The following is a 24,748-nucleotide window of genomic DNA, read 5'->3' on the forward strand; positions in this document are numbered from 1 at the left end:
TAGAGCAAATTTTAAAAATGATAAATTAAGATGGATTAAATTTTAGCGCGATTTTTGCGTGATTTTTGCGTGATTTATAAAAATGAAAAAATTAAATTTAAAAAGAGATATTATTTAAGAATTTGATATAAAAAATTGAAAATTTAAAGTGGATTAAAAAGCCGAGAGAGATCTCGGCTTAAGTTTTATATAAGAACTGGAGCTACTATAAATCCAAGGATAACTGATAATGCAACCATTATAGTTCCTGGGATGAAGAATGAGTGGTTAAATACAAATTTGCCAACTCTTGTAGTTCCTGTATCGTCCATCGCTATCGCACCTAGTGTTGTAGGATATGTTGGCAATACAAATAGACCAGAAACTGCAGCAAATGAAGCTACAAGTATCCAAATTTGACCTGAATTTTCAGGGCTTGTCATACCAAGAGCAGCAGCAACAGCAGGCATCATAACCTTTGTTGTAGCAGCTTGTGAGTATAGCAAGCAGCTTAAGAAATAAAGCGCAACAGCTAGGATAAATGGATACTGAGTAACGAAGTCTTTTGCAGCCTCTTTGATAGCGTCAAGGTGTCCATTAACAAATGTAGTACCAAGCCATGCGATACCAACAACGCAGATGCACGCATTCATACCACTTTGAAAAGTGCTAGTTGAAAGAAGTTTGCCTGTCTCAACTTTGCATGCTACTGCTATCGTAAAGCCGATAGTTAGCATGAAGCTAATGATAGCTGCATCTCTTGAAAGGATAGGTTTTTCTACAAGACCTAAGCTCTTTGAGATATATAGCGCATAGCAAACAACGATCAAAACACCAACTGCAAAGATAGCAACTGATCTTTTTGCGTATGGTTTTGGCTCGTGATACTCGACATCCTTAACCTCTGCAACCAAACCTTTTGCAAGTCTATCTTGATAGATAGGATCTTTTGAAAGGTCAAGATCGTAAAATTTATTGATAATAAACGCAGTGATAATCATCGCTACAAATGTAGTTGATATACAAATAAATAGCAACACTGGATAGCTAACACCTAGCTTCTCGCATAGACCACTCATAGCAACAAATGCAGCTGAGATAGGGCTCGCAGTGATCGCTACTTGAGAAGAGACAACTGAAAGCGCAAGTGGAGCTGAAGGTTTGATGTTTTGAGTTTTTGCAACCTCAACGATAACAGGGATCATAGAAAACGCAGTGTGTCCAGTTCCTGCAAGGATAGTTAAAAAGTAAGTAACTATCGGAGCAAGAAAGTTGATTTGTTTTGGGTTCTTGCGTAAAATTTTTGTTGCTACTTGAACTAAATAGTCAAGTCCGCCAGCAACTTGCAAAGCTGTGATCGCTGAGATAACTGAAGCGATGATCAAGATAACATCCATAGGGATATCTTTCATATCGACTTTCATACCAAGTAAAGCAAGTATCACAACGCCTAGACCACCTGCGTAGCCAACGCCCATACCACCTAGTTTGACACCAAGATAGATGCCGCCAAATAGGACTATAATCTGTAAGATCAGCATTATATCCATCGAAAACTCCTTTATTAAATTTTATTACTAAAATCACCACTTAAGCGTGTCAGAATTTTGGCACGCTTTTAATAATACTTTGCTTAAAATTTTACTTAACCATGCTCGGATTTAGCATATTTTTAGGCTCTAAAATCTTATCGATCTCTTCTTTGCTTAGATAGCCTCTCTCTAGGCAGATATCGCCAACTGCTTTGCCTGTTTGAAGGGCTTCTTTAGCGATACTTGCTGATTTTTCGTAACCGATATATGGGTTAAACGCTGTTACGATACCAACTGAGCCAAGAACTGATTTTAAGCAAGCCTCAGGATTTGCTGTAAGTTTTTTGATAGCTTTTTGGGCTAGTGTTTTCATAGCATTTTCAAGGATAAATATAGAGTTAAATAGTGCATAAGCGATGCCTGGCTCAAACGCATTTAGCTCAAATTCGCCTCTTTCAGAGCAAAGCATGATAGTCACATCGTTGCCGATAACCTCATAGCAAGCTTCACCTACAACCTCAGCAATAACTGGATTTACCTTACCTGGCATGATTGAGCTGCCTGGTTGCATTTGAGGTAAATTTATCTCGCCAAGACCGCATCTTGGACCTGAGTTCATTAGTCTTAAGTCATTTGCTATTTTAGAAAGTCTAACAGCAGCTGTTTTAAGCGCGCCACTTACGTGAACGAAGTCCGCAGTGTCTTGTGTAGCAGCGATGAAGTCATCAGCTTTTTTGAAATCAACGCCAGTGATCTCTTTTAGTTTTTTAACAACTACATTTTTATACTCTGGGTGGCAGTTGATACCTGTACCAATCGCAGTTGCACCCATATTTAGGTATGTCATAGCTTCGCGTGCAGCTGTGATCTTTTCGATATCACTTTTGATGTAGCTTGCAAATGCGTTAAATGTGTTGCCAAGTGTTGTAGGGACAGCATCTTCAAGCTCTGTTCTACCCATTTTGATGATATCTTTAAATTCTTTTGCTTTTTTCTCAAGCTCATCTTTTAGTAAATTCATAGCAGCAAGCAAGTCAGTAAGTTTTGCATAAGTTGCTACTTTAATAGAGCTTGGATAAGTATCATTTGTGCTTTGTCCAAGGTTTGTGTGGTCATTTGGATGGATGTATTGATACTCGCCTTTTTTGTGACCGAGGCTCTCAAGTGCGATGTTTGTGATAACCTCGTTTGAGTTCATATTTGTGCTTGTTCCTGCGCCACCTTGAACCATATCAACGACAAATTGATCTAAAAACTCGCCAGCTATTACTCTATCAGCAGCTTTTGCCAAAGCATCAGCTATCTTTGGATCTAAAACACCAACCTCTTTATTTGCAAGTGCAGCAGCTTTTTTGATCTGTGCAAATGCCTTTACAAAGTATGGATACTCTTTTAATGTTCTACCACTCATGTGAAAATTCTCAGTAGCCCTAAATGTTTGGATGCCATAGTAAAAATTGTCAGAAATTTCCAACTCGCCAATAAAATCATGTTCTTTTCTGGTTGCCATAACAGCTTCTCCTTAGTAAAAATTTGTTACCGAGTGAAATTATATAGGTATTTGAGATTTTAAATATTAATGACTACTTATTTTTTTTAAGTTTTAAGCTTTTGACTTGATATGGCGCTCTTTGAAAGAAAATTATATTTCATATTTAAGCTAATTTTTAGGAATTTACTTGTCTAAATTGTTATATTACTAATAATATCACTTTTTTATTATATAAAAAGGGTCAAATCAGCTCAGATTTATCCTACACTTTAAGTTTAAAAGCCATTTTTGAGAAAATTTAACAAAATATTAATATAAATTCAAAGTTATCAAAATAGTAAAGTAAAAATTCTAAGTTAAATTTTCTTTATAATATTACTTCGTGACACATTTATATGATGAAAATTTAAAATTTGCAGTTCTACCAAAAATTACAAATTCGCTTTGGGTAGTAAATTTAAATGGGTAAATTTAAACTGCCTCTAGAAAAACTAGAGGCAAAGTGAGCATTTAGCCTTCAAGGCCTAAATTTGCTCTGTATTCTTCGTATGTGCCTTTAAAATCAACGACCTCACCATTGCCTTTTAGGTGTAAAATTCTATTTGCAAATGCGTCTATAAGCTCCCTGTCGTGGCTCACACAGATGACTGAGCCACTAAAGTTATAAAACGCCTCGCCAAGTGCGATGATAGCCTCAAGATCGAGGTGATTGTTTGGCTCGTCCATGACAAGTAAATTTGGCCTGTGAAGCATGAGCTGAGCTAGTCTTACTCGGTGTTTTTCGCCACCGCTTAGCGCTCCGACTGCCTTTTCTTGCTCGGCACCGCTAAAGAGCATCCTGCCAAGGCACTTTCTGATCTCGTCGATGTCCTTGTTTTTGGCATCTTGCAAATATTCATATAGCTTTAGCTCGCCATCTATCTTATTTACCGTATCTTGCGCAAAATACCCTAGCTCGATGGTCGCGCCTATATGCACCTCGCCCGCGTCAGGTTTTATCTCGCCCATTATGATCTTACAAAGTGTGCTTTTGCCAACGCCGTTATGACCGATGATGGCTAGCTTGTCGCCCTTTTCGAGCTTAAAGTTAAAGTTTTCAAATATCACCTTATCATCAAATTTCTTACTTACGTTTTTAAGCTCTATTAGCTCATTGCCTATCTCGCGGTTTGCACGAAATAGTATGCTAGGATCACGCCTGCTTGAGACTGCGATCTCTGCGATATCTAGTTTTTCAAGCTGTTTTGCGCGTGAGGTCGCCTGCTTTGCCTTGCTCGCATTTGCTGAAAATCTCGCTATAAATTTCTCCAGCTCCTCTTTCTCTTTTAGCTTCTTATCACGCTCCATCTCATGCTGCTTTGCGATCAAATTTGCAGCCATATACCAGTCGTCGTAGTTGCCTGAAAACTCGCGAATTTTCTTAAAATCCACATCCAAAATGTTTGTGCAAACTCTATTTAAAAAGTGTCTGTCGTGACTGATAACCACAAGCGTGCCCTCGTGGCGGTTTAGCTCGTTTTCTAGCCATGCGATCGCGTCTATGTCAAGGTTGTTTGTCGGCTCGTCTAAGAACAAGATGTCTGGCTTTGGAAAGAGCACTTGAGCTAGCAAAACCTTAACTTTATCTGAGTTTTCGACCTCGCTCATGAGCTTATCAAATTCATTTAGCCCAAGCGAGCTTAGGATTTTTTCTATCCTAGTCTCGTACTCGTAGCTTGGATCCTCCTCGGCACTTATCATCTCAAGCTCGCTTAAGCGCTCGTTTATCTCATCTGTAAATTCCTCGCTCATATAGAGCTTTTCTTTCTCTTTGACAGCGTCATATAGGCGTTTGTTACCATAAAGCACCGCATCTTTTAGAGTGAAATTTTCAAACGCAAACTGATCTTGCCCAAGCACGCCAACCTTTAGTCCATTTTCTATGATGATCTCGCCGCTAGTTGGCTCGATAGCTCCGCTTAAAATTTTTAAAAATGTCGATTTACCAGCGCCATTTGCGCCGATTAGTCCGTATCTGTTGTGGCGATTTAGCTTTAAATTTACATCCTCAAATAGCAAACTGCTTGCAAATCTTTGAGTAAGTCCCCTAACTTCTAACATTATTTTTCCTTGAATTTATTTTTTGCGATTTTGCCTAAAATTTGATTAAAAAGCCATTTGCTACTTTAGTCTAAAATGCCCTGTAATCTTGTAGCTATAAAGTATGTTTTCTTCTTGCACGCCAGAGCCGATATTGTGGATGACAAGCGGTGTTTTGGCATAAAATTTATCTGAGATCACGCCGATGTGAGGTAGATTTCTTGGCAGCATCCAAGTGACGATATCCCCTGGCAGAAATTTATCATCTCTGGCCTCAAAACCTTTTCTTTTTAGATAGGTAGCGATGTTTAAAACACGCCTGTGATCGATGTTTTTATCAGCCTTTTTAAGGCCCCATTTTTTAGGATAAACTGAAAAATTTTTACTCATATCTTCAAAAATGAGCCTTTGCAGATCCATATCCTGATGCCGCAAAGCTCTTACCACAACGTCAGTGCAAACGCCCTTTTTGATATCCACGTCGCCCATAGGATAGGCAAGTCTTTCGTAGCTTGGATCGTAACTGAGTGTCACGCCGATCTGCGACCTAGCGTCATTTACAAATTTACTCGCCGAAAAGGCAAAAATTTGCGTGGCAAAAAGAGCTAAAAGTAGAAATTTTTTCATTTTCTACTTTAAAAGCATGGTTTTTAAGATACGTTTTCCTATCTCAACGCCTGGCTGATCGTAGGTGTTGATGCCTAGCATGATACCAGTAGCCGAGGTTAATAGCTCGTAGTAAAAAATGAGCCAGCCAGCATGAAACTCATCAAGCCTCTCAAGCGTGATCGTATCGACACTTATGCCCTCTTGCACCAGCGCCATAGCCGTCGCGTCGCACTGCAAATTTATAAGCTCATTTAGGCTTAGACCCGCCACAAAATCGCACTCTTCAAGCCCTTTTAGGCTTAAGCTTGGTATAGTCTTGTCGCTTGCGTGATCTTTTATCTTTATAAATGTCACGCTCTTATCTTTTACGCCGTCCATGATAAGCTGCAAAAAGCTGTGCTGATCGCGGCTGCCGACAAGTCCAACTGGCGTAAGGCCGACCCTTTTATAGCCTCGTTTTTTGCCAAGACTCTCAGCCCAAAGCTGCACGTACCAGTCATTAAATTCAAAAAATCTATCACAATAGCTAAAAATGACATTTATGCTGGCGTTTCTGCTAGTAGCGTAGTGGTAGGCTTTAGCGACTATTGAGCTATCTTTTTGCTCGATGTATTGCTTCTTGCAAGCAAGCGCGCCCTCCAGTAGCGCCTTTATATCGTAGCCACAGATACCAAGAGGCACAAGGCCGATCGCACTTAGTACGCTAAATCTCCCGCCAACGTTTTTTGGGATATTAAAAAATTTGATCCCATTTTCTTTGGCAAAATTTTCTAAATTTGTGCCTGGATCAGTTATGATGAGAAAATTTTTGCCTAAATTTTGAGGCTTAAAGTCATCAAGCAAGCACTTAAAAATAGTGATCGTCTCGATCGTGTTGCCTGATTTTGAGCTTATTATAAAAAGTGTCTCGTCAAATTTAACCCCATCAAGCGTGCTTTTGTAGCTACAAGGATCGACGTTATCTAAAAATAAAAGCTCTCTTTTTATCCCTTTTGTGCCATCAAGCATTGATTTTAGCGCCTTTACGCCAAGACTGCTGCCGCCAATGCCAACAAGTACTACATTTTTGATATGAGCTAGCCCCTTTTCATACTCCCGGGTCTCGCCAAGTAAATTTTGCCCAAGAGCTGGTAGATGGTAGTAGCCTATCTCGCCGCTTTCGTACTCATCATTTATGCGTTTGGCGTAAGAGTCGATGACCTCGCTGCTTGCAAAGTTAAATTTAAATGAAGTATCTATCATTTACTGCGCTCGTAAAAGAAATTTGTAGCCTCGACAAAGCCATCGATGCTGCCGCAGTCAAACCTCTTGCCCTTAAATTTATAAGCTAGCACCATGCCATCTTTTGCCTGCGTTTTTAGTGCGTCTGTGATCTGGATTTCGCCGTTTTTGCCCGGTTTTGTTCGCTCTAAGATGTTAAAAATATCTGGCGTTAGGATATAGCGTCCAATTATCGCTAAATTTGTCGGAGCCTCGGCAGGATCAGGCTTTTCAACCATATCATCGACCATTATGAGATCATCTTCTATAAACCTACCGCTTACGACGCCATAAGATTTGGTCTGCTCTTTTGGCACCTCCATCACTGCAACGACGCTGCAGCGATACTTTTCATAAATTTTAACCATTTGCGAAAGCACGCCCTCGCCATTTTCATTTATACATAGATCATCTGCCAAAATAACCCCAAATGCCTCATCTCGAACTAGAGTTTTGCCCGTATAAATGGCGTGTCCAAGCCCTTTCATAGCATTTTGCCTAGTAAATGAAAATGTACATGAGCTCATTAAATTTCTAACTTCGCTAAGTAGTGACTCTTTTGAGCTGCCTGCGATCTCTTTTTCTAGCTCGTAGCTGATGTCAAAATAGTCCTCAAGCGCCCTTTTTCCGCGTCCTGTGACAAAGGCCATATTATCCATGCCAGCCTCAAGCGCCTCATCAACGCCGTAGTGAATGAGCGGTTTTGTAAGGATCGGCAACATCTCTTTTGGGAGCGATTTTGTAGCTGGTAAAAACCTCGTTCCATATCCAGCCGCTGGAAATAGGCAAGTTTGTATCATTTTAGTCCTTCATGAAAAATTGCAAAATTCTACTATCTTTTCCTTAATAATATAAATTTGTCTGAATTTACAAGGCTTTAATTAGCAAATTGATAAGATTTTTGAAATTTTAAAAAAAGAGCAAATTTGCAGACGATTGATAGGATTTTTAAAGCCCAGCTTGATATAAAAAAGTCAAATTTCTTAGCATTTTTGTGCCCGATAAGCTTGTTTAAAAGCTTGCACGAACACCTAAAAGAGGAGCATTTTAAGGCTGTTCACGTAGTTTGGGCGACAAGGGAGCTAAACAAATACGGACAAATCGTTGAAAATCAAAGTGATGACGGCGAGCCAAAGGGCACTAGCGGCCAGCCAAGCCTAAATGCGCTAAGAGGGGCGGGGCTTATAAATGTTGGGGTCTTGATAGTTCGCTACTTTGGTGGGATAAAGCTTGGCACTGGAGGGCTTGTCAGAGCCTACTCAGGGGCTGTGAATGAAGCGATAAATGAAGCCATAAAAGATGGTGGCGTAATGAAATTTGAGATAAAAGATGAGGTTAAATTTTTTACGCCATTTTCGCTAATGAGCCGCTTTGAGCACTACTTTGCTACTAAAAATTTAAGTGAGTTTGAAAGAGAATTTAATGACCTTGGAGCGATCTGGAGCGTAAATTTAAACGAAGCCGAGTTTGCCGAGCTATTTAAATTTTGCAAAGAATTTGAAGCAAGCGAGTTTAAATTTCTAGCCTTGCCACTTGGCAGCAAAGCGCTGTTTATTTATTAATTGTAAAATCGCACAAATTTAAAAAGAAAGTAAAAAATGGAAATTTGGAACGACATTTATAACCACTTTAACCCAGTCGCCTTTAGCGTCTTTGGCTTTAGCGTGCACTGGTATGGACTTATGTATATTTTAGCCCTTGTTTTGGCGCTTGCCATGGCAAAATATCTCGTTAAAAAGGATGATATCCCTATCTCAAATCAACTTTTAGACAACTACTTTTTTTGGGTAGAGATAGGCGTTATTTTAGGCGCTAGACTTGGCTGGGTTTTAGTCTATTCTGGTGAAGCAAGCTACTATCTAACGCAGCCTTGGCAAATTTTTAATCCAATCCACAACGGCGAGTTTATAGGAATTCGCGGCATGAGCTATCACGGCGCTGTGGTTGGCTTTTTGTTAGCGACGATTTTATTTTGCAAAAGATATAAGCAAAACGCATGGCAGCTGCTTGATCTTTGCGCTATTTGCATACCTTTTGGCTACACTTTTGGCAGGATAGGAAATTTCTTAAATCAAGAGCTTTTTGGCAGGGTTACAGACGTGCCTTGGGCGATAAATGTCTTTGGTCAGCCAAGACATCCAAGCCAGCTTTACGAGGCATTCTTAGAAGGTTTAGTTATTTTCGTCATTTTATTTTTATATAGAAAATATAAGAAATTTAATGGCGAGCTCATAGCACTTTACGCCATTTTATACACATTTGCAAGATTTATTTGTGAATTTTACAGAGAGCCTGATTCTGGACTTGGATTTATTATCTTTGGTCTATCAATGGGGCAAATTTTATCACTTATTATGTGTGGGCTCGGAATTTTTGTCTATATTAAACTTTATAAGAGTTTTACGAAAATTTAATGTCAATATTTAAAATTTATTAAAGTAAAGTTCTGATAACATTAGCTTTATCAATTAATGCTAATGTTTAAATTAGTATTAAGAAATGATAACTTATTTCAAATTTCTTAGGAGGGCTCATGACCGGGCTTATAGAAGGTTTTTTGGGGAAACGGTCGGACGGCAAAAAAAGCCGCACTCCAGCCGCTTGGGATAGATGGCAAAGTATTACAGGATTTATTCTAGCCTGTTTTATATTGTGCCATATGGTTTTTACTTCTACTATACTACTTGGCAAAGACGCATTTAACGCTGTCGTAGGATTTGCAGAGGCTAAATTTTTATTTGGCGAGGCTACTTGGTGGATCACAAATGTTATAGCTGCTGTTATCTTTGTAGTTTTTGTAACTCACGCCTTCTTGGCAATGAGAAAATTTCCTGCAAATTACAGACAATATTTAATGTTTAGAGGCCATAAAGACCGCATGAAGCACCTTGATACCACACTTTGGTGGTTCCAGTTTTTAACAGGCTTTGCTCTATTTTTTGCAGCAAGCGCCCACCTCATCGACATCATCTTTGGCGGACATATCACTGCCGACAAATCAGCTGCTGCTTTTCACAAACTAGAAATTTTCTACTTCGCACTACTTGTTTTCATGGTCGTTCACGCTAGCGTTGGCATGTACCGCTTATATGTCAAATGGGTAAGCATTGATGGCGTAAATAAACACGAAATGTTTGCCAAAAGAAATAAGGCAAAGACAGTTGTATTTGTCATTTATGGCATACTTGCTGTGATCGCTTTGATCGCTGATTTCGTGTGGATCAGCCATTAAAAAGGAGCTAGAAGATGAATGTAAAATATTATGACGCATTGGTAATTGGTGGCGGTCTAGCTGGTCTTAGAGCTGCTGTGGCTGCTGGAGAAAAGGGCTTAAGCACCGTAGTTTTGAGCCTCATCCCTGTAAAACGCTCTCACTCTGCTGCTGCACAAGGCGGCATGCAAGCAAGCCTTGGTAACTCTAAAATGAGTGAAGGCGATAACGAAGATGTACACTTTGCTGACACAGTAAAAGGTAGCGACTGGGGTTGCGATCAACAAGTTGCACGTATGTTTTGTCAAACTGCTCCAAAAGCTATTAGAGAGCTTGCGGCTTGGGGCGTGCCTTGGACTAGGATCACAAAAGGTGAAAGAAGCGCTATCATCAACGCTCAAAAGACAACTATCGTTGAAAAAGAAGAGGTTCATGGCCTTATACACTCACGTGACTTTGGTGGTACAAAAAAATGGAGAACTTGCTACACAGCTGATGCAACTGGTCACACCATGCTTTTTGCTGTTGCAAACGAAGCGCTTAAGCACAATGTAGAAATTCACGACCGCAAAGAGGCGATCGCTTTGATACACCAAAATAACCGCTGTTACGGCGCGATCGTTCGTGATCTGGTAAATGGCGAGATCACAGCTTATGTTTCAAAAGGCACACTTATAGCAACTGGCGGTTATGGTAGAGTTTATAAACACACTACAAACGCTGTTGTTTGCGAAGGTATCGGCGCTGCGATCGCACTTGAGACTGGCGTAGCTCAGCTTGGTAACATGGAAGCTGTTCAGTTTCACCCAACTCCGATCGTCCCATCTGGCATTCTTTTAACAGAAGGTTGCCGTGGTGATGGCGGAATTTTACGTGACGTTGATGGATACCGCTTTATGCCTGATTATGAACCAGAGAAAAAAGAGCTAGCTAGCCGTGACGTCGTTAGCCGCCGTATCATGGAGCACATCCGTGCAGGCAAAGGCGTACCTAGCCCTTATGGCTATCACGTTTGGCTTGATATCTCTATCCTTGGACGCGAGCACATCGAGAAAAATTTACGTGACGTTCAAGAAATTTGCGAAATTTTTAACGGCATCGATCCTGCTGACACTGAAGTATATACTGACGAGACAGGACATCAGCGTGGCAAAGGCTGGGCGCCGATCCTACCTATGCAGCACTACTCAATGGGCGGCATCAAGACAAAACCAACTGGCGAGAGCCCAACACTAGCTGGTCTATTTAGCGCTGGCGAGGCTGCTTGCTGGGATATGCACGGCTTTAACCGCCTTGGTGGTAACTCAGTTTCTGAGACAGTCGTCGCTGGTATGATCGTTGGTGATTATTTTGCAGATTATTGCGCTAACCACGAGATCGAGATAAACACAGCTGATATCGAGAAATTTGTTAAAAAACAAGAAGACTATCTAAATAGCCTCGTCACAAAAGAGGGTAAATTTAACGTCTTTGATATCAAAAACAAGATGAAAGAGGTAATGTGGGAGCACGTTGCGATATTTAGAACAGGCAAAGGTCTAGAGCTTGCTGTTAAAGAGCTTGAAGCACTCTACAAAGAGTCACTTGATGTAAAAGTAAGCAACAAAGCACTATTTGGCAACCCAGAGCTTGAAGAGGCTTACCGCGTGCCAAAGATGCTAAAACTAGCGCTTTGCATCGCAAAAGGTGCGCTTGATAGAACAGAGAGCCGTGGCGCTCACTGCCGTGAAGACTATCCAAAGAGAGATGACCTTAACTGGCTAAATAGAACGCTTACAAGCTGGAAAGAAGGCGACACTATGCCAACTATCACTTATGAGCCACTTGATATCATGAAGATGGAGATGCCGCCAGCATTTAGAGGTTATGGTGCAAAAGGAAATATCATCGAGCATCCAAACAGTGCTATCCGTCAAAAAGAGGTCGATGAAATTCGCGAGAAAATGCAAGCAGAAGGCAAGAGCAGACAAGAAATTCAAGAGGCTTTGATGCACTATGACCTTCAACCAAAATATAAAGCACCAAATGAAAGAGCAGGTATAGGAAATGAGTAGAAAAATAACCATAAAAGCTTTTAAATACAATCCTTTAAGCAAAGTTTCAAAGCCTCATTTTGCGACTTATGAGCTTGAAGAGACTGATGGTATGACGCTATTTATCGCGTTAAATCAAATTCGTGAGAAATTTGATCCAGATCTCAGCTTTGACTTCGTTTGTCGTGCGGGAATTTGCGGTAGTTGTGGCATGCTAGTAAATGGCAAGCCAAGCCTAGCTTGCAGAACCTTAACAAAAGACTTTGAAAGCGGTGTCATAGAGCTTATGCCTTTGCCAGTCTTTAAACTACTAAAAGATCTAAGCGTAGATACTGGTAACTGGATGAACGCTATGAGTAAGCGCGTCGAGAGCTGGATACACACAGATCATGAGACTGATATCTCTAAGCTTGAAGAGAAAGTTGAGCCAGAAGTCGCTCAAGAAGTTTTCGAGCTTGATCGCTGTATAGAGTGCGGAATTTGTGTTGCATCTTGTGGAACAGCTATCATGAGACCTGATTTCATCGGCGCTGTTGGTCTAAACAGGGTTGCTAGATTTAAGATAGACGCACTTGATAAGAGAACTGACGAGGACTTTTACGAGCTAATCGGCGATGATGATGGTGTATTTGGTTGTATGACTTTGCTTGGTTGCGAAGACAACTGTCCAAAACACTTACCACTTCAAAGCCGCATAGCTTATATGCGTAGAAAAATGGCTGCTATAAAGTAGCAAAGGGGCTGTAAAAAGCCCCAAATTTATTTAAAAACTCTACAAACAGACACCAAGATACAGATACAAATATCTAGCGCTGCAAATAAGAAAAAGATAAATATTAAAAGCGGAAACGACAAGACTATGCCCATTATATAGCCAAGCGGCAAAGTAATAAAAAATAAAAGATCAACTCCGGTACTAAAGTAAAAAAATAGCGCAAACAATGAAGCGATTACGTTTATAAATAAGTTGATATTTTCAGAGAAAAACTCTGTTAGGCTTACGTATTTCATGCGGTGATTATATCCATAAAAATGTAAAAAACAAGAAATTTTTTGGTAAAAATTTATATAATTTGACATCAAACAAATTCATTTTTAGGATATAAAATGATACCAAGCTATAAAGAGATGATGCTACCCATTTTAGAATTTGTAGCACAAAAGAAAGAGGCAAATACTAAAGAAATTTCTAAATTTATAATTGAGTATTTCAGACTAACAGATGATGAAATTTTACAAAAAATAAAAAGTGGAACTCTAATTTATGTAAGCAGGACTGGCTGGGCTTTATCATATCTGTCTACAACCGCACAAGTCAAATCAAAGCCAAAAAGGATGCCTCTTCAAAAAGTTGGCAGGAGTTTATTTGCTATAACAAATTTTGGTAAAGAGTTGATAAGTGACAAGGACGCAAAAGAGAAATTTATATCTTGGTACAATGAAATTTACAAACAAGAGATAAAACAAGAAAAACAAGAAGCAATAGAAAACACGCCAGATGACAATATAGAAGAGGCACTTAAAAAGATAAAAGAGGATCTAAAAAGCGAAATTTTATCTAGCATATTAGAAAAAGAGCCTAGATTTTTTGAGTACCTTGTGACCAAACTCTTAGAAAAGATGAGTTACGGCACTGGTAGTCTTACAAGCAAGGGTCCAGATGGCGGGATAGATGGCATCATAGACGAGGACGAACTTGGACTTTCTAAAATTTACATCCAAGCAAAGAGATATAAAGATGGTAGCAACATAGGCAGGCAAGAGATCCAGCAGTTCATCGGCGCCATCTCAAACAAAAATACCAAAAAAGGCGTCTTTATCTCTACAGCAAAATTTACAAAAGAGGCCCAAACGTTTGCCAAAGATAGTCAAAACTTTAGCGTAGTCTTGATAGATGGAGACAGATTGGCTGAGCTAATGATAAAGTATAAAGTAGGCGTTCAAACAAGCCAGATATATGAAATTTGTAAGATTGACACCGATTTTTTTGATGAAAATAATTTTTAAAAATGCTAGCGATTTTAAACTTTGCAAGACAAGCACGCGCAGTTTGAAGTCAAATTTCACTTTAACACCGCCGAACTCCATTGCAGTTTTTCTAGCTTTAAAATTTGCTCTTTTGGTTTTGCTTTTAGGCGTTCAAGCATCGCTATTTTTTGGGTGTAAATTTCATTAAAATCAGCCTTTATATCAAGCAAAGTTTTATTTAAAAAAGAGTTGTTTGAGCACATAAGATCGTCAAATTCATAAAGACTAAAGGCATTTAGCATGCGATCAAAAACCTCTTTTGCGCTCGGGATGTAAAGTGGTGTGCCCATTTGCAGGTGCGATTTTAGCGAGTTTTCGATCTTTTGCTTTAGAAAATAAACCGCAAGTTTAAGCGCATTTTCGTAGTTTGACGCAACCTTTACGTCAAGCTTTTCAAAAAAGAGCGATATCTTTTGCGTCGCCTTAAATTTGGCATTTTCATACTCTCTTAAGAAATTCTCATAGGTCCTGCCAGCGTAGGTATTTATCGATTTTGTCTCGTAGTTTGAGGCGAACTCATCAAATGGATTAAAGCTCTCATAGCGAGATTTATAAACGAAAAGCTCATCTTCTAAGCTTTTATAAAGCTCATCAAAAGCCGATATAATCTCATTTTCAAGCTCTTTTAGGTCTCTTTTGTAGCGTTTAAAAAATTTAGAAAAGACGATATCTTCGTAGATGAGCTTTGAAAAGACCTCGTCCGTGTCAAGGCTTATCATCTCAAAATTTTCGCGCTTATAAATTTCTTTGTTTAAAAGCGTCTTTGCTTGGTTAAATTTTGTCCTAGAAAATGGCTTAAGCAGCTTAAAAACTTCATCACTTGCAAGCTTGATAGCCTCGCTCATATCGCTGTATCGCAGGGCGATTTTAGGCTTAAACTCCTCTTTTATCGCTTCTAGTTTTTCTTCAAGCGTGGCATTAAATTTATCTAAAATTTCACCAGCTGCACTATAAACTTTAAGGCGATTTTCTTGCTCGCTAATTAAAAAATTTACTATCTTTTTCGCCCTTTCTTTTATGAAATTTTCTTTAAAGCTCGTGTTTAAAAATGCCTCTTTTACCGCGCTTAGTGCTTTAGCGAAATTTGAGCTTTCTAGCTCGCTCTTGTTTTCATTTGTGATGCCAAGGAGTGCTTGCTTTGACGAGATGGCGATGATATCTTCAAAAAGCTCGCCATAAGTTTGCCTAGCGTGCTTTAGCAAGCTTTCAAGCTCGTCAAGACTTAGCTTGTCCTTTTGGTTGATGAAGCAAAGCGCCTTTAGATCGTTTGTTCTTAAAATTTCTTCTACGCTTTCAAGCTCACTAGCCTTTGCTGCGTTGTTTGCGAGGCTTAGCCAGATCGCGCCGCAAACCTTTTTTAGCGTATTTTTGGTCTCTTTCGTGTCGGCATCTCGTAGTGAGTTTAGCCCGGGCGTGTCGATGAAATTTACCTCTTTTAAAATTTCGCTTGGCGCATAAAGTGTCATGCTTTTTATCTGCTCGCTCATGGCGTTTAGCTCTGCAAGCTCGCTGCTAGCAAGCAAGCTCTCGCTACCATTTGTAAATTTCACGCTAAGAAGCGGCATCTTTGCAAATTTTAGCCGCACAGCCTTTGCCGTGACAGGCGTTAGACCTGATGGCAAGATGTTTTGTCCAAGCAGAGCGTTTAAAAATGTTGATTTGCCACTTGAAAACTGCCCGATGACGGCGATTAGAGGCGGCTCATTTAGAGTGTCGATTAGTAAATTTAGGCTCTCTTTTATCTCATCGCTTGCGTGCAGGCTTGGATCATTTAGCTCATTTACCAGCCTTGCTAGCTCGCCTTTAAAGTCGCTTGTAAAAACCTTAAAATATCTCGCCTTATAGGCATTTATAAACTCGTTAAACATTTTCTAACTCCCCTAAAAGCGAGCAAATTTCATCTTGCATGGCATTTTGCTCTTTTAGTTTTAAAAGTGAGTTTTGATTTTGCGAGCTAAGCTTTTCTAGCTCATGGTCTAGCTCTTTTAGCCTCTTATCAAGCGTGGCTTTTTGAGCGCTTTCATAGGTTTTTATGAGATTTAAAAGGCGATTTTTTTCATGATCAGTTAAAATTTCACAAAATTGAGAGATATTTTTATCTTTTAGTAAGCCCTCTTTTAAGCATAAAAGTGCTTCACTTACATCATTTGAAATTTTAGCTCTAAATGCAGCTAGAAGCTCCTTAAATTCAAGCTTTACGCCCATTTGCTCTAAAAAGTCATTGATGTTAAAAACCTCATCTTTACTCATCGCGTAATTATCAAAATTCAAAGCGATATTTTGCTCACACGCCTTTGTTTGCACCAAAGTTTCGTTTCTAGCCTCTCTCATAAGTGCCATCACACCGTCACGAAGCGTCGTTTTTGCGATTTGCTCTAGGCGCTCAAAATTTAAGCTTTGCTTTTTGCTTTTGCAGTAGGCTATCTCACTTTTTACCTTGTCGTTTAGATTTTGCAAAAGCGTCTCAAGCCCCATTTTATAGATGTTTTTGGTATTGCTGCTTTCAAGCTTTGCAAGCTCGTTTTTGGTTAGACTTTCAAGTTTGGAGAAATTTTCACTAAGTGCGTTTTTGACGCTTGCCTGCTCATTTTGAAGCTTTTTAAGCTCCACTTCATAAGCTTTGAGCGACAAAATTTCAGCCTTAGTGGCTTCAAGCTTGCTATTTAGGATATTTTTTAGCTCCTTTTGATACGAGCTTAAAATAAGGGCTGATTTTTTAGAGTTTTTGCCAAAAAGCACCTCGTAAAGATAGTCTTTAAACTCCTCTACACCGCTATTTGCAGCACCTTCTAAGTAGCTTTTTGCACTAAGCGCAAAATAATCAATCTCCACGCCATTTATCTGCTCGCCTATCGCTTTTTTAGTGTAGTTTAGCGTCTCGTTTAGCTCTTTAGCGCTTAGCTCATCAGCGTGAGTTAGCACCACAGCAAGCCTTACGATATGCGAGTTTTCAAGGCATTTTTTCAAAAATAACGCATCCTTTTGCGTGGCACTTTGTGAGGCGTTCATCAGGTGAGCTAAAAGGTCGCACTTTTTCATAAAATTTGTAGTGATCTGCTCTCTTAGAATCACCGCATCATCGATGCCTGGCGTGTCTATGATGCAGACGTTGTCCTTTAAAAGTTCCAAGTCGTCATAAAGCTCGACGCTTTTTACGAAATTTGCTGTTTTTGAGCTTGAAGATGTGTAGTTTTTTATCTCGTCTATGCCGATATCTACGCTTTCGCTTGGTAAATTTTCGCTTGGTACACCAAGCACTAAAAGCTCATCTAAGGTGTAAAAATTTACCCTCGCAAAGCTATCTTTGGAGTATTTTAAAATGGTTAAATTTATCGTTTCTGGCACGTTTGAAGCACCAAGGACGGATTTGTTTAAAAGAGCGTTTAAAAGGGTTGATTTGCCAGAGTTTATGACGCCACTTGCAGCTATGTTAAAAAGCGTTTCGTTTGATCTTTTTTTGGCTGCCACAAGCGCCTCTAAAAATGTTTTTTCATTATCAAGCAAGCTGGCTTTTTCGTTTATCTCGTTTAAAAAGTCTAGGTTTTTATGGAAGTGATCTTTTGGCTTGACATGAGAAATTTTAATCTCATCAGCGCCTTTGTTTTTGCTTATGATCTTTTCTAAAAAGGCAAATTTCTCATTATCTATGATCTTTTCATCACGCAATATTTCTAGGTATTTTAATATCTCATCGCTTGAAATTTTAGCCTCGTTTAGCGCTTTAAGAGTCGCAAGCTGCGCACTTTGTATGCTAAATATATCAAGCTCGATTTTAAGCCTTTTTAGCACCGCTCTAAACTCATCAAGCACCATAAACTGATCTAAATTTTTCTCGTCGCAAACTAAAAGAAGAGCTAGCAGATCTGGGTAAAATGGCACGCTAGCAGCAGCATTTGTGTAAATTTTATTTGCGCGCCAAGCCTGTTTTAAAAACTCATCCATAAAGACTCTTTTTGTTGATATTTTGGGATTTTATTAAATTTTTACTTATGAAGGTATCAAAAAAATGAGGATGGCGCTCAAGTAAAAGGATATAAGAGAACTTCGCACAGCTACAAAAAATAGTATTAAAAAGCACCGAGTTTTGGTTACAAGTAAAATACAACTTTAATTTCTAAAATAGCTAATTTGCACTTATCTAAATGAGCAAGAGCATGCTTTTAAAATGTAATACTTTTAAACTTAAATATATTTATTTTAGTAGCAAAATTTATCTTGCGTAAAACATCGCCACCAAACCGCGGTTTATATCTTTAGTATCACCATCATCTATCTTCGTTACCTTTGAGATGCTCACACTTTTATCACTATTTATCGTGAAAGTGAGCTCAATAACCCTTTCATTTACCTTTTTAGCATTTTTGCCAAAATAGATCACTTCTGGCTCTTTTTGTGAGTAGTAGGCGGCATATTTGCTTTGGGCTACGACGTTGTCAAAGACCCATTTTTGTTTGATATCTAAATTTTGAGCGAGCTCATTTTTAAACTCAAGGTCACAGCTAACAGAGGCTAGGTAGCCAGCACTTTCTTTCGTCGGATCAAATTTACAGTGCTTGTTCGCGATTGATAAAATAGTCTCTTTATCTATGCTTTTGCCACTTTTTAATATGCTATTTGCGCTATCAAGTGCTAGCTCAAGGCTGTTATCAACTCTTTTTTGCTGAGCAGCTTTTGCGTTATTTAGAGCTTTTATGTAGCCGCTATTTTTTCTTTCAAACTCATCTTCAAGCACATTTTTGCCCACCACGCAGCTTACTTTAACCACTTTTTTATCGTCGCTACTGATGTCTTGCCACTGGGTGCTTGTACAGCCTTTAAAGCTATCTATCGCTGAGCCTATTGTTATTGATTTGTTACTTTTTAAAATGTAGTTTTTAACAATGCCTATATTGCTTTCCTTGCAGCCCACTAATAATAAAAGTGCGCTAAATCCTAGAAATAGAGCCTTTTTCATCATTTTACCTTTTTGTAAATTTGACAAAATAGTACCAAACTAAAGTTTAAATTATTATGATTTTATTAAAATAAATTACATAAATATAATTTATTAAAATAGTTTAGAAAATTTAAGCTTGAAATAGCGCAAATTTGTATTGTTTTAAAAATTTAAAATAGAAGATTTTAAATAAAAGGTTTTGAGGAATTTTACAAATCTAGCTCAAATTTCTTAAAGCTAATCCTTGGATGTATCGATAATTCGCTGTGGCTTACAAACTCTTTTTTTAAGTATTTCTCACGTCCAGCTCTTGCTATCATCAGCGCGTTATCAGAGCAAAACGGAAGTGGTGCTAGCAAAAGTTTGCACCCATTTTTTTGACAAAGCGCTTCAAGCCTTTTGCGTAAATTCAAATTTGCACTTGCTCCGCCAACCACGCCAAAGCGCTTGAAATTTCTTAGCTTGAAAACCTTTTCAAGCTTATTTAAGATGTGTTCGCAGGCTGTATTTTCAAAGGCATAGCAAATATCTGCGATATCTTTTTGTGTGATAGTTTCAAGCTTTGAAATTTCAACTCTGACTTGGTTCTTAAGCCCTGAAAAGCTGTACTCAAGGCGTTTGTCGTGAAGAAGTGGGACGGTAAATTTAAACCTATCTTTATCTTCACACAAAAGTGCATTTTGCTGCACCACAGCACCCCCTGGATAGCCAAGATCAAGCATCTTTGCCACCTTGTCAAAGCTCTCGCCAAAGCTATCATCACTAGTGCTTGCAAGCTCTAAAATCTCGCCATTTTCGTTAATCTCAAGAATTATCGTATGTCCGCCACTAACTAGCAAAACGCCAAGTGGGAAGGTGGCTTCGCGGTCTAAAAATAGCGAGTAGATGTGACCAACTAGGTGATTTACGGCGATTAGTGGGATATTTAGGGCGATGCTTAGCGCCTTTGCCATGCTGACGCCGCCTATCAGGCTCACACTTAGCCCTGGCTCGTTTGTCACGGCGATGGCGTTTATATCTTTTAAATTTGGCAAGATATCATTTAAAAGTGCTGGCAGCGCCTTTGTATGAAGCCTTGCTGCAAGCTCTGGAACCACGCCACCAAAAATAGCGTGCTCCTCTTCTTGCGAGATCTTTTTATAATAAATTTGCTCCAGCGTGCCTTCATCTATGAGTGCAACAGAGCTGTCATCGCAGCTGCTTTCTATGCCAAGTATCATCTAAACTCCGCTAGTATCATGCCAGCAAATTTCTCTTTGCCATTTTCGCTTTTGTAAAACTCGACCCTATAAATTTTGCCATCTTTATCTATGCTATAGCTTTTGTTTAGGCTGTTTTTATCGATGTCCTGCTCGCTCTCATCAACGCTTTTAGTGCCGTATCCTATGACATTTACGCGCACATTTTTGAGAGTTTTTACTTTAAAACTTTTTTTAACGCTAAATTTGTCGCCGCTTTTTAGCTCCTGCTCGTTGCCATCGCTCAAAAGAGAAATTTTATCAAGCGGCTTTGCAAACTCGAAGTATTGCGGCTTTAGCCTTGTGACAGAGCGGTTGCCATACTGCACTTTGTAAGTATCTTTATCTTTTATGACGGCGATTAGCGGATTTGGCGAGTGGTAGCTTAGCTCACCCTTTTTAAATGGCACGAAGCTTATAACTGGTTTTAAATTTTTAAGGCTAAGAGCGTAGCTGTCAAATAGCTCAAGTCTGATCTCTTTTTCGATCGCTTTTTTCACGCTTTTGACATCAAGCTCAAAGGGCCTAGTAAAGCTAATGCCAGCCTTTTTCATATACTCCTCGATCGCTACTAGGTGATAATATGTCCTTTGCTCGGCGTTTAAATTTTTGCTAGCTTCGTTTGCAAAGGCGGACTTGTTTTGCGTGATAGCGTAATAGGTGAGGCTTTTTAGCATCTCTTTGTCGCCCATCGCTGTGTGCGTATTTTTGATGTGATATTGGTGTTTTGGGTCTATGAGGTGCTTATTTAGCACGTCTTTTACGCTTGATGCGATGCTTTCAAGCTCTGGGTACTTTGAGCCTGGCAGTGTGCTTTGGTCGATGATGCAGGTGTTGCCCCATTTGTCTGGATTTTCATCCTTGCTTATAAATTTATCTCTGTAATATCCGCTGCCATCGTGTAAATTTAAGATGAGAGTGACGTTTTTGTCGGTGATGACGTCTTTTATCTTCATCACCGAGTTGTAGTCTGGATCGTCTTTATCGACGTGGGCAAATTTTCTATTCATATCGCCCTTTGTGCCACGGCTTCGCTCGATGATGCTTGGGAAATTTAAATTTGGCACGACCCAAAGCGAGCCTTTTGTGATGTTATAGTCAGTCGCCACGATAGAGGCCGCCAAAAAGCCGCCTGGCTCGTCGCCTTGTATGCCACCGATTAAGAGCATAGTATTGCTACTTGGCTCACCTTTTTTGATAAGTGCATAGTCCAGTGCGCTTGCATTTGCAAGGCTTACAGCCGCTAGAGCTGCTAAAAAAAGTCTAAATTTACGCATTAATATCCTTCGTAATGCTTTGTTTTTGGTAAAAGCAAATTTAAAACTATACCAGTAACCGCGCCAAGTCCGATACCTGAAAATTTAACCGCTCCAAGGTCAAGCACCATGCCGCCGATGGCAAAGATAAAGATGAGGGCTACGATTATCATATTTCTAGGATCGGCTAGATCTACTCTGTTTTTTATAAGTGTCTCCATGCCAACGCTTGCGATGATGCCAAAAAGTAACAGCATGATGCCGCCGATGACTGGTGCTGGGATGGTCGAGAGCACCGCGCCAAGCTTGCCAACGAAGGCTAGCACGATAGCAGTGATCGCTGCAAAGGTCATGATCGCTGGATTATACGCTTTTGTAAGGCTAACTGCGCCTGTGACCTCTGAGTAGGTGGTGTTTGGCGGACCACCAAAGGCAGCAGCTAGCGAGGTGGCCAGACCGTCGCCTAAAAGGGTGTTTTTAAGACCTGGATTTTTCAAAAAATCCTCTTTTGTGACGTTTGATATAGCGAGCATATCGCCGATGTGCTCGATCGCTGGGGCGATGGCGATAGGTATCATATAGATGATCGCTTCGATTTCAAATTTTGGTGCGCTAAAGCTTGGCACTCTAAACCAAGGGGCGCTTGCGATGGCGCTAAAATCAACCATGCCAAAGCAGTAAGCCACGATGTAGCCAGCGATGATGCCAAGCAGGATCGGTATGAGCCTAAACATCCCCCGTCCTAGCATCATGACAACGATAGTGGCTATAAGCGATGTGGCTGCTACGATCATCGCTACGTTTTGAGTGTAAGTCTCAGTAGCTGAAGTAGCCATTTTGACGGCATTTGGAGCTAGTATCAGACCTATGGTCATGATGACAGGACCAACGACAACTGGAGGCAAAATTTTATGCAAAATTTTCTCTCCGCCAAAGCGAACCACAAGACTTAGCGCGACGTAGAAAAATCCAGCAAATATAACGCCGCCCATAGTCACTGGTATGCCCCATTTTTCGATGCCATACTGAAGCGGAGCGATGAAGGCAAACGAGCTTGCTAGAAAGATCGGCGGGACGTTTTTTCTAGTTATTAGCTGAAAAAGCAGCGTGCCAAGACCAGCGGTAAAGAGCGCTACGTTTGCATCAAGCCCCGTAAGGATAGGCACGAGCACGAGCGCGCCAAAGGCGACAAATAAAAACTGCACACCGATCAAGCTTTGCCTAAGATCAAATTTATACCCCTCATACCTTTGCATTTAGCATCCTTTTTGCGTATTCTCGAACCTCTTTATCAACTTCATAAATTTCATCTACACTTGAAATTTTTATATCTTTGAATTTCTTAGCCAAGCCCAAAATAAGCCTTGAGATATCTAAAAATGAGCACTTTTTTTCTAAAAAACTAAATACTCCAACCTCGTTTGCAGCGTTTATGACGACACCTAGATCAGGACTAGCTAAGACTTCATCTTTTAGAGAAAAGACTGGATATTTTTTAAGGCTGATCTTGTGAAATTTAATATTTTTTAGATCAAGTAAATTTGCGTGCGAGACGATATTTTGCTCAACTTTTTCAAAGATAGCATGCGCGATAGCTAGCTTCATATCTGTGTGCGAGAGATGCATCGTGCTTGAGCCGTCGATAAACTCGACTATGGCGTGGATGGCTGAGGTTGGCTCTATCACGGCCTCGATATCTTTTATGCCGTAAAGCCAGTAGGCCTCCATCACCTCAAAAAGCTTGTTTGTCATCGTCGCACTATCAATGGTGATCTTTGCGCCCATATCCCAGTTTGGGTGTTTAAGCGCGTCGCTTGGCGTGGCATCTTTTAGAAATTTGATCGGCTTTTTATAAAATGCACCACCGCTTGCTGTGATGATGAGCTTGCTTGGAGTTGTTTTGTTTTCTAGTAGAAATTTAAGCCCAAAATGCTCGCTATCAATGGGCAAAATTTCTCTTGTTTTTAAAAATTTACCGCCAACCACAAGGCTCTCTTTGTTTGCAAGTGCGAGCTTTTTACCAAGTGCTTGTGTCTTTAGACTAGGAGCAAGTCCAGCAAAGCCAACAAGGGCGTTTATCACCTTTTTTGAGCTTGAAATTTCAAGCATTTCTAGCAGTCCAGTCTCACCAAAAAAGATGTTTTTGGCCTCAATGTTTTTTACATTTTTAGCTAGCTTTTCGTCACCCACGCAGACAAATTTTGGCTTAAATTTTAAAATTTGCTCGTTTAGAAGATCAACATTTTTAGCGCAGCTTAGCGCCTCAACCTCTACATTAAATTTCTCGCAGAGCGCTAGAGCATTTTTGCCGATCGAGCCAGTTGAGCCAAGTATTACCACGATAGCGACCAAAGTAGCGCAACAACGCCAAATAAATAGCCATCTATCCTATCAAGCATGCCGCCGTGACCTGGGAAAAGTGTGCCGCTGTCTTTGACACCGCAAAGTCTTTTTAGATAGCTCTCAAAGAGATCTCCCCAGACCGCAAAGACGCAGACTAAAAAGCTTGAAAATAAAATTTGAAAAAATCCATCTGTTACGAAATTTCCAACGACGCAGCCAACTATGGTGCCTACTACCACGCCGCCAACTGCGCCCTCGATAGTCTTGTTTGGTGAGCTTGGGCTAAATGGGTGCTTGCCAAAGGCTTTGCCAACGAAAAATGCGCCACTATCGCTTGCAACGACGCTTAAGATAAGCCACGCAAGATAGCCCATGCCATACTCTGAGTAGAGCATCCACATCATAAAGATAGGTGTCGTCGGATATACAAAAGGGGCGACTAGCTTTAAATTTTCGCTTTTTATATGCGCAAGGATAGATGCTACCAGCATGATAGCTAGGATCGCGATGAAGATCGGATTTGTAAAATATGTAAGCACGTAAAATGCGAGTGCTGCATAAACTAGTTGTTTGTGATCGATGCCATAAAGCTTGAGCGACTCATTAAAGGCAAAGTAAAGCACAGCGCCAAGCAAAATAAAATTTAAAATATAATTATCTATAAAAAAAACTACCAAAATAGCAACAAACATCAAAACGCCAGTGATAATGCGTGAAGACATACACTCTCCTTAAAATCGTTATTTTGCCGT

Annotated in this window: 20 protein-coding genes; 6 read left to right on the top strand and 14 right to left on the bottom strand. The window is 39.9% G+C overall.

Features of this window, described 5'->3' with window-relative positions; genetic code table 11:
- Positions 1-185 precede the first annotated feature (185 nt).
- The 6 genes from F3G88_RS08125 to galU all read right to left on the bottom strand — a co-directional run bounded on the left by F3G88_RS08125 (position 186) and on the right by galU (position 7,751).
- Positions 186-1,529, bottom strand: a complete 1,344-nt coding sequence (locus tag F3G88_RS08125; RefSeq protein ID WP_004317491.1) for an anaerobic C4-dicarboxylate transporter — start codon at positions 1,527-1,529, stop codon at positions 186-188.
- A gap of 91 nt (positions 1,530-1,620) precedes the next feature.
- Entirely contained in the window at positions 1,621-3,021 is a 1,401-nt protein-coding gene (locus tag F3G88_RS08130) for an aspartate ammonia-lyase (protein ID WP_103636910.1), read from the bottom strand.
- A 492-nt stretch (positions 3,022-3,513) separates the two neighbouring features.
- A complete protein-coding gene (locus tag F3G88_RS08135; RefSeq protein WP_149715851.1) occupies positions 3,514-5,103 on the bottom strand; it encodes an ABC-F family ATP-binding cassette domain-containing protein in 1,590 nt (529 codons plus the stop codon).
- Positions 5,104-5,163: 60 nt separating this feature from the next.
- Complete coding sequence (locus tag F3G88_RS08140; RefSeq protein WP_149715852.1) at positions 5,164-5,709, bottom strand: DUF1287 domain-containing protein; 546 nt, start codon at positions 5,707-5,709, stop codon at positions 5,164-5,166.
- Positions 5,710-5,712: 3 nt separating this feature from the next.
- Complete coding sequence (locus tag F3G88_RS08145; RefSeq protein ID WP_149715853.1) at positions 5,713-6,933, bottom strand: glucose-6-phosphate isomerase; 1,221 nt, start codon at positions 6,931-6,933, stop codon at positions 5,713-5,715.
- Positions 6,930-7,751 carry a UTP--glucose-1-phosphate uridylyltransferase GalU gene (gene galU / locus F3G88_RS08150; RefSeq protein WP_009294249.1) on the bottom strand — a complete coding sequence of 274 codons (822 nt, stop codon included), beginning with the start codon at positions 7,749-7,751 and terminating at the stop codon, positions 6,930-6,932. Before galU ends, F3G88_RS08145 begins: the two co-directional genes overlap by 4 nt.
- A 126-nt stretch (positions 7,752-7,877) precedes the next feature.
- Here galU and F3G88_RS08155 point away from each other — a divergent pair, with 126 nt between their 5' ends.
- The 6 genes from F3G88_RS08155 (at position 7,878) to F3G88_RS08180 (ending at position 14,202) form a co-directional block, all read left to right on the top strand.
- Positions 7,878-8,513, top strand: a complete 636-nt coding sequence (locus F3G88_RS08155; protein WP_149715854.1) for an IMPACT family protein — start codon at positions 7,878-7,880, stop codon at positions 8,511-8,513.
- Positions 8,514-8,549: 36 nt separating this feature from the next.
- Complete coding sequence (gene lgt / locus F3G88_RS08160; RefSeq protein WP_149715855.1) at positions 8,550-9,365, top strand: prolipoprotein diacylglyceryl transferase; 816 nt, start codon at positions 8,550-8,552, stop codon at positions 9,363-9,365.
- A gap of 119 nt (positions 9,366-9,484) precedes the next feature.
- Positions 9,485-10,183: a fumarate reductase cytochrome b subunit gene (locus F3G88_RS08165; protein WP_035160410.1), complete on the top strand. Its 699-nt coding sequence runs from the start codon at positions 9,485-9,487 to the stop codon at positions 10,181-10,183.
- A 14-nt stretch (positions 10,184-10,197) separates the two neighbouring features.
- Complete coding sequence (locus tag F3G88_RS08170; protein WP_107804740.1) at positions 10,198-12,216, top strand: fumarate reductase flavoprotein subunit; 2,019 nt, start codon at positions 10,198-10,200, stop codon at positions 12,214-12,216.
- Positions 12,209-12,928 (top strand): fumarate reductase iron-sulfur subunit, encoded by a 720-nt coding sequence (locus F3G88_RS08175; protein ID WP_004317555.1) that lies wholly within the window; start codon positions 12,209-12,211, stop codon positions 12,926-12,928. Before F3G88_RS08170 ends, F3G88_RS08175 begins: the two co-directional genes overlap by 8 nt.
- A gap of 374 nt (positions 12,929-13,302) precedes the next feature.
- A complete protein-coding gene (locus F3G88_RS08180; protein ID WP_149715856.1) occupies positions 13,303-14,202 on the top strand; it encodes a restriction endonuclease in 900 nt (299 codons plus the stop codon).
- Between the two features lie 56 nt (positions 14,203-14,258).
- Here the strand turns inward: F3G88_RS08180 and F3G88_RS08185 are convergent, their stop codons facing one another.
- The 8 genes from F3G88_RS08185 to F3G88_RS08220 form a co-directional block, all read right to left on the bottom strand.
- Complete coding sequence (locus F3G88_RS08185) at positions 14,259-16,091, bottom strand: dynamin family protein (protein WP_149715857.1); 1,833 nt, start codon at positions 16,089-16,091, stop codon at positions 14,259-14,261.
- Positions 16,084-18,165 carry a dynamin family protein gene (locus tag F3G88_RS08190; protein ID WP_103573875.1) on the bottom strand — a complete coding sequence of 694 codons (2,082 nt, stop codon included), beginning with the start codon at positions 18,163-18,165 and terminating at the stop codon, positions 16,084-16,086. The genes F3G88_RS08185 and F3G88_RS08190 overlap by 8 nt, the downstream gene beginning before the upstream one ends.
- A 268-nt stretch (positions 18,166-18,433) precedes the next feature.
- Positions 18,434-19,177, bottom strand: coding sequence for a hypothetical protein (locus tag F3G88_RS08195; protein ID WP_103574629.1), 744 nt, complete (start codon positions 19,175-19,177; stop codon positions 18,434-18,436).
- A 191-nt stretch (positions 19,178-19,368) separates the two neighbouring features.
- Entirely contained in the window at positions 19,369-20,379 is a 1,011-nt protein-coding gene (tsaD, locus tag F3G88_RS08200; RefSeq protein ID WP_149715858.1) for a tRNA (adenosine(37)-N6)-threonylcarbamoyltransferase complex transferase subunit TsaD, read from the bottom strand.
- Complete coding sequence (locus tag F3G88_RS08205; protein WP_149715859.1) at positions 20,376-21,674, bottom strand: M99 family carboxypeptidase catalytic domain-containing protein; 1,299 nt, start codon at positions 21,672-21,674, stop codon at positions 20,376-20,378. The genes tsaD and F3G88_RS08205 overlap by 4 nt, the downstream gene beginning before the upstream one ends.
- On the bottom strand, positions 21,674-22,909 hold the full coding sequence (locus F3G88_RS08210; RefSeq protein WP_103615950.1) for a uracil-xanthine permease family protein: 1,236 nt from the start codon (positions 22,907-22,909) through the stop codon (positions 21,674-21,676). The genes F3G88_RS08205 and F3G88_RS08210 overlap by 1 nt, the downstream gene beginning before the upstream one ends.
- A complete protein-coding gene (dxr, locus tag F3G88_RS08215; protein WP_149715860.1) occupies positions 22,896-24,005 on the bottom strand; it encodes a 1-deoxy-D-xylulose-5-phosphate reductoisomerase in 1,110 nt (369 codons plus the stop codon). The genes F3G88_RS08210 and dxr overlap by 14 nt, the downstream gene beginning before the upstream one ends.
- Positions 23,987-24,718, bottom strand: coding sequence for a phosphatidate cytidylyltransferase (locus F3G88_RS08220; RefSeq protein WP_009294260.1), 732 nt, complete (start codon positions 24,716-24,718; stop codon positions 23,987-23,989). The genes dxr and F3G88_RS08220 overlap by 19 nt, the downstream gene beginning before the upstream one ends.
- Positions 24,719-24,748: the final 30 nt, after the last annotated feature.

It is taken from the genome of Campylobacter concisus (assembly GCF_902460675.1).
GTDB lineage: Bacteria > Campylobacterota > Campylobacteria > Campylobacterales > Campylobacteraceae > Campylobacter_A > Campylobacter_A concisus_AJ.

What these genes read in the sequence shown, in the direction of transcription:
- F3G88_RS08125 (WP_004317491.1), bottom strand. Translation starts at nt 1,529, where the DNA reads ATGGATATAATGCTGATCTTACAGATTATAGTCCTATTTGGCGGCATC.
- F3G88_RS08130 (WP_103636910.1), bottom strand. Translation starts at nt 3,021, where the DNA reads ATGGCAACCAGAAAAGAACATGATTTTATTGGCGAGTTGGAAATTTCT.
- F3G88_RS08135 (WP_149715851.1), bottom strand. Translation starts at nt 5,103, where the DNA reads ATGTTAGAAGTTAGGGGACTTACTCAAAGATTTGCAAGCAGTTTGCTA.
- F3G88_RS08140 (WP_149715852.1), bottom strand. Translation starts at nt 5,709, where the DNA reads ATGAAAAAATTTCTACTTTTAGCTCTTTTTGCCACGCAAATTTTTGCC.
- F3G88_RS08145 (WP_149715853.1), bottom strand. Translation starts at nt 6,933, where the DNA reads ATGATAGATACTTCATTTAAATTTAACTTTGCAAGCAGCGAGGTCATC.
- galU (WP_009294249.1), bottom strand. Translation starts at nt 7,751, where the DNA reads ATGATACAAACTTGCCTATTTCCAGCGGCTGGATATGGAACGAGGTTT.
- lgt (WP_149715855.1), top strand. Translation starts at nt 8,550, where the DNA reads ATGGAAATTTGGAACGACATTTATAACCACTTTAACCCAGTCGCCTTT.
- F3G88_RS08165 (WP_035160410.1), top strand. Translation starts at nt 9,485, where the DNA reads ATGACCGGGCTTATAGAAGGTTTTTTGGGGAAACGGTCGGACGGCAAA.
- F3G88_RS08170 (WP_107804740.1), top strand. Translation starts at nt 10,198, where the DNA reads ATGAATGTAAAATATTATGACGCATTGGTAATTGGTGGCGGTCTAGCT.
- F3G88_RS08175 (WP_004317555.1), top strand. Translation starts at nt 12,209, where the DNA reads ATGAGTAGAAAAATAACCATAAAAGCTTTTAAATACAATCCTTTAAGC.
- F3G88_RS08180 (WP_149715856.1), top strand. Translation starts at nt 13,303, where the DNA reads ATGATACCAAGCTATAAAGAGATGATGCTACCCATTTTAGAATTTGTA.
- F3G88_RS08185 (WP_149715857.1), bottom strand. Translation starts at nt 16,091, where the DNA reads ATGTTTAACGAGTTTATAAATGCCTATAAGGCGAGATATTTTAAGGTT.
- F3G88_RS08190 (WP_103573875.1), bottom strand. Translation starts at nt 18,165, where the DNA reads ATGGATGAGTTTTTAAAACAGGCTTGGCGCGCAAATAAAATTTACACA.
- F3G88_RS08195 (WP_103574629.1), bottom strand. Translation starts at nt 19,177, where the DNA reads ATGAAAAAGGCTCTATTTCTAGGATTTAGCGCACTTTTATTATTAGTG.
- tsaD (WP_149715858.1), bottom strand. Translation starts at nt 20,379, where the DNA reads ATGATACTTGGCATAGAAAGCAGCTGCGATGACAGCTCTGTTGCACTC.
- F3G88_RS08205 (WP_149715859.1), bottom strand. Translation starts at nt 21,674, where the DNA reads ATGCGTAAATTTAGACTTTTTTTAGCAGCTCTAGCGGCTGTAAGCCTT.
- F3G88_RS08210 (WP_103615950.1), bottom strand. Translation starts at nt 22,909, where the DNA reads ATGCAAAGGTATGAGGGGTATAAATTTGATCTTAGGCAAAGCTTGATC.
- F3G88_RS08220 (WP_009294260.1), bottom strand. Translation starts at nt 24,718, where the DNA reads ATGTCTTCACGCATTATCACTGGCGTTTTGATGTTTGTTGCTATTTTG.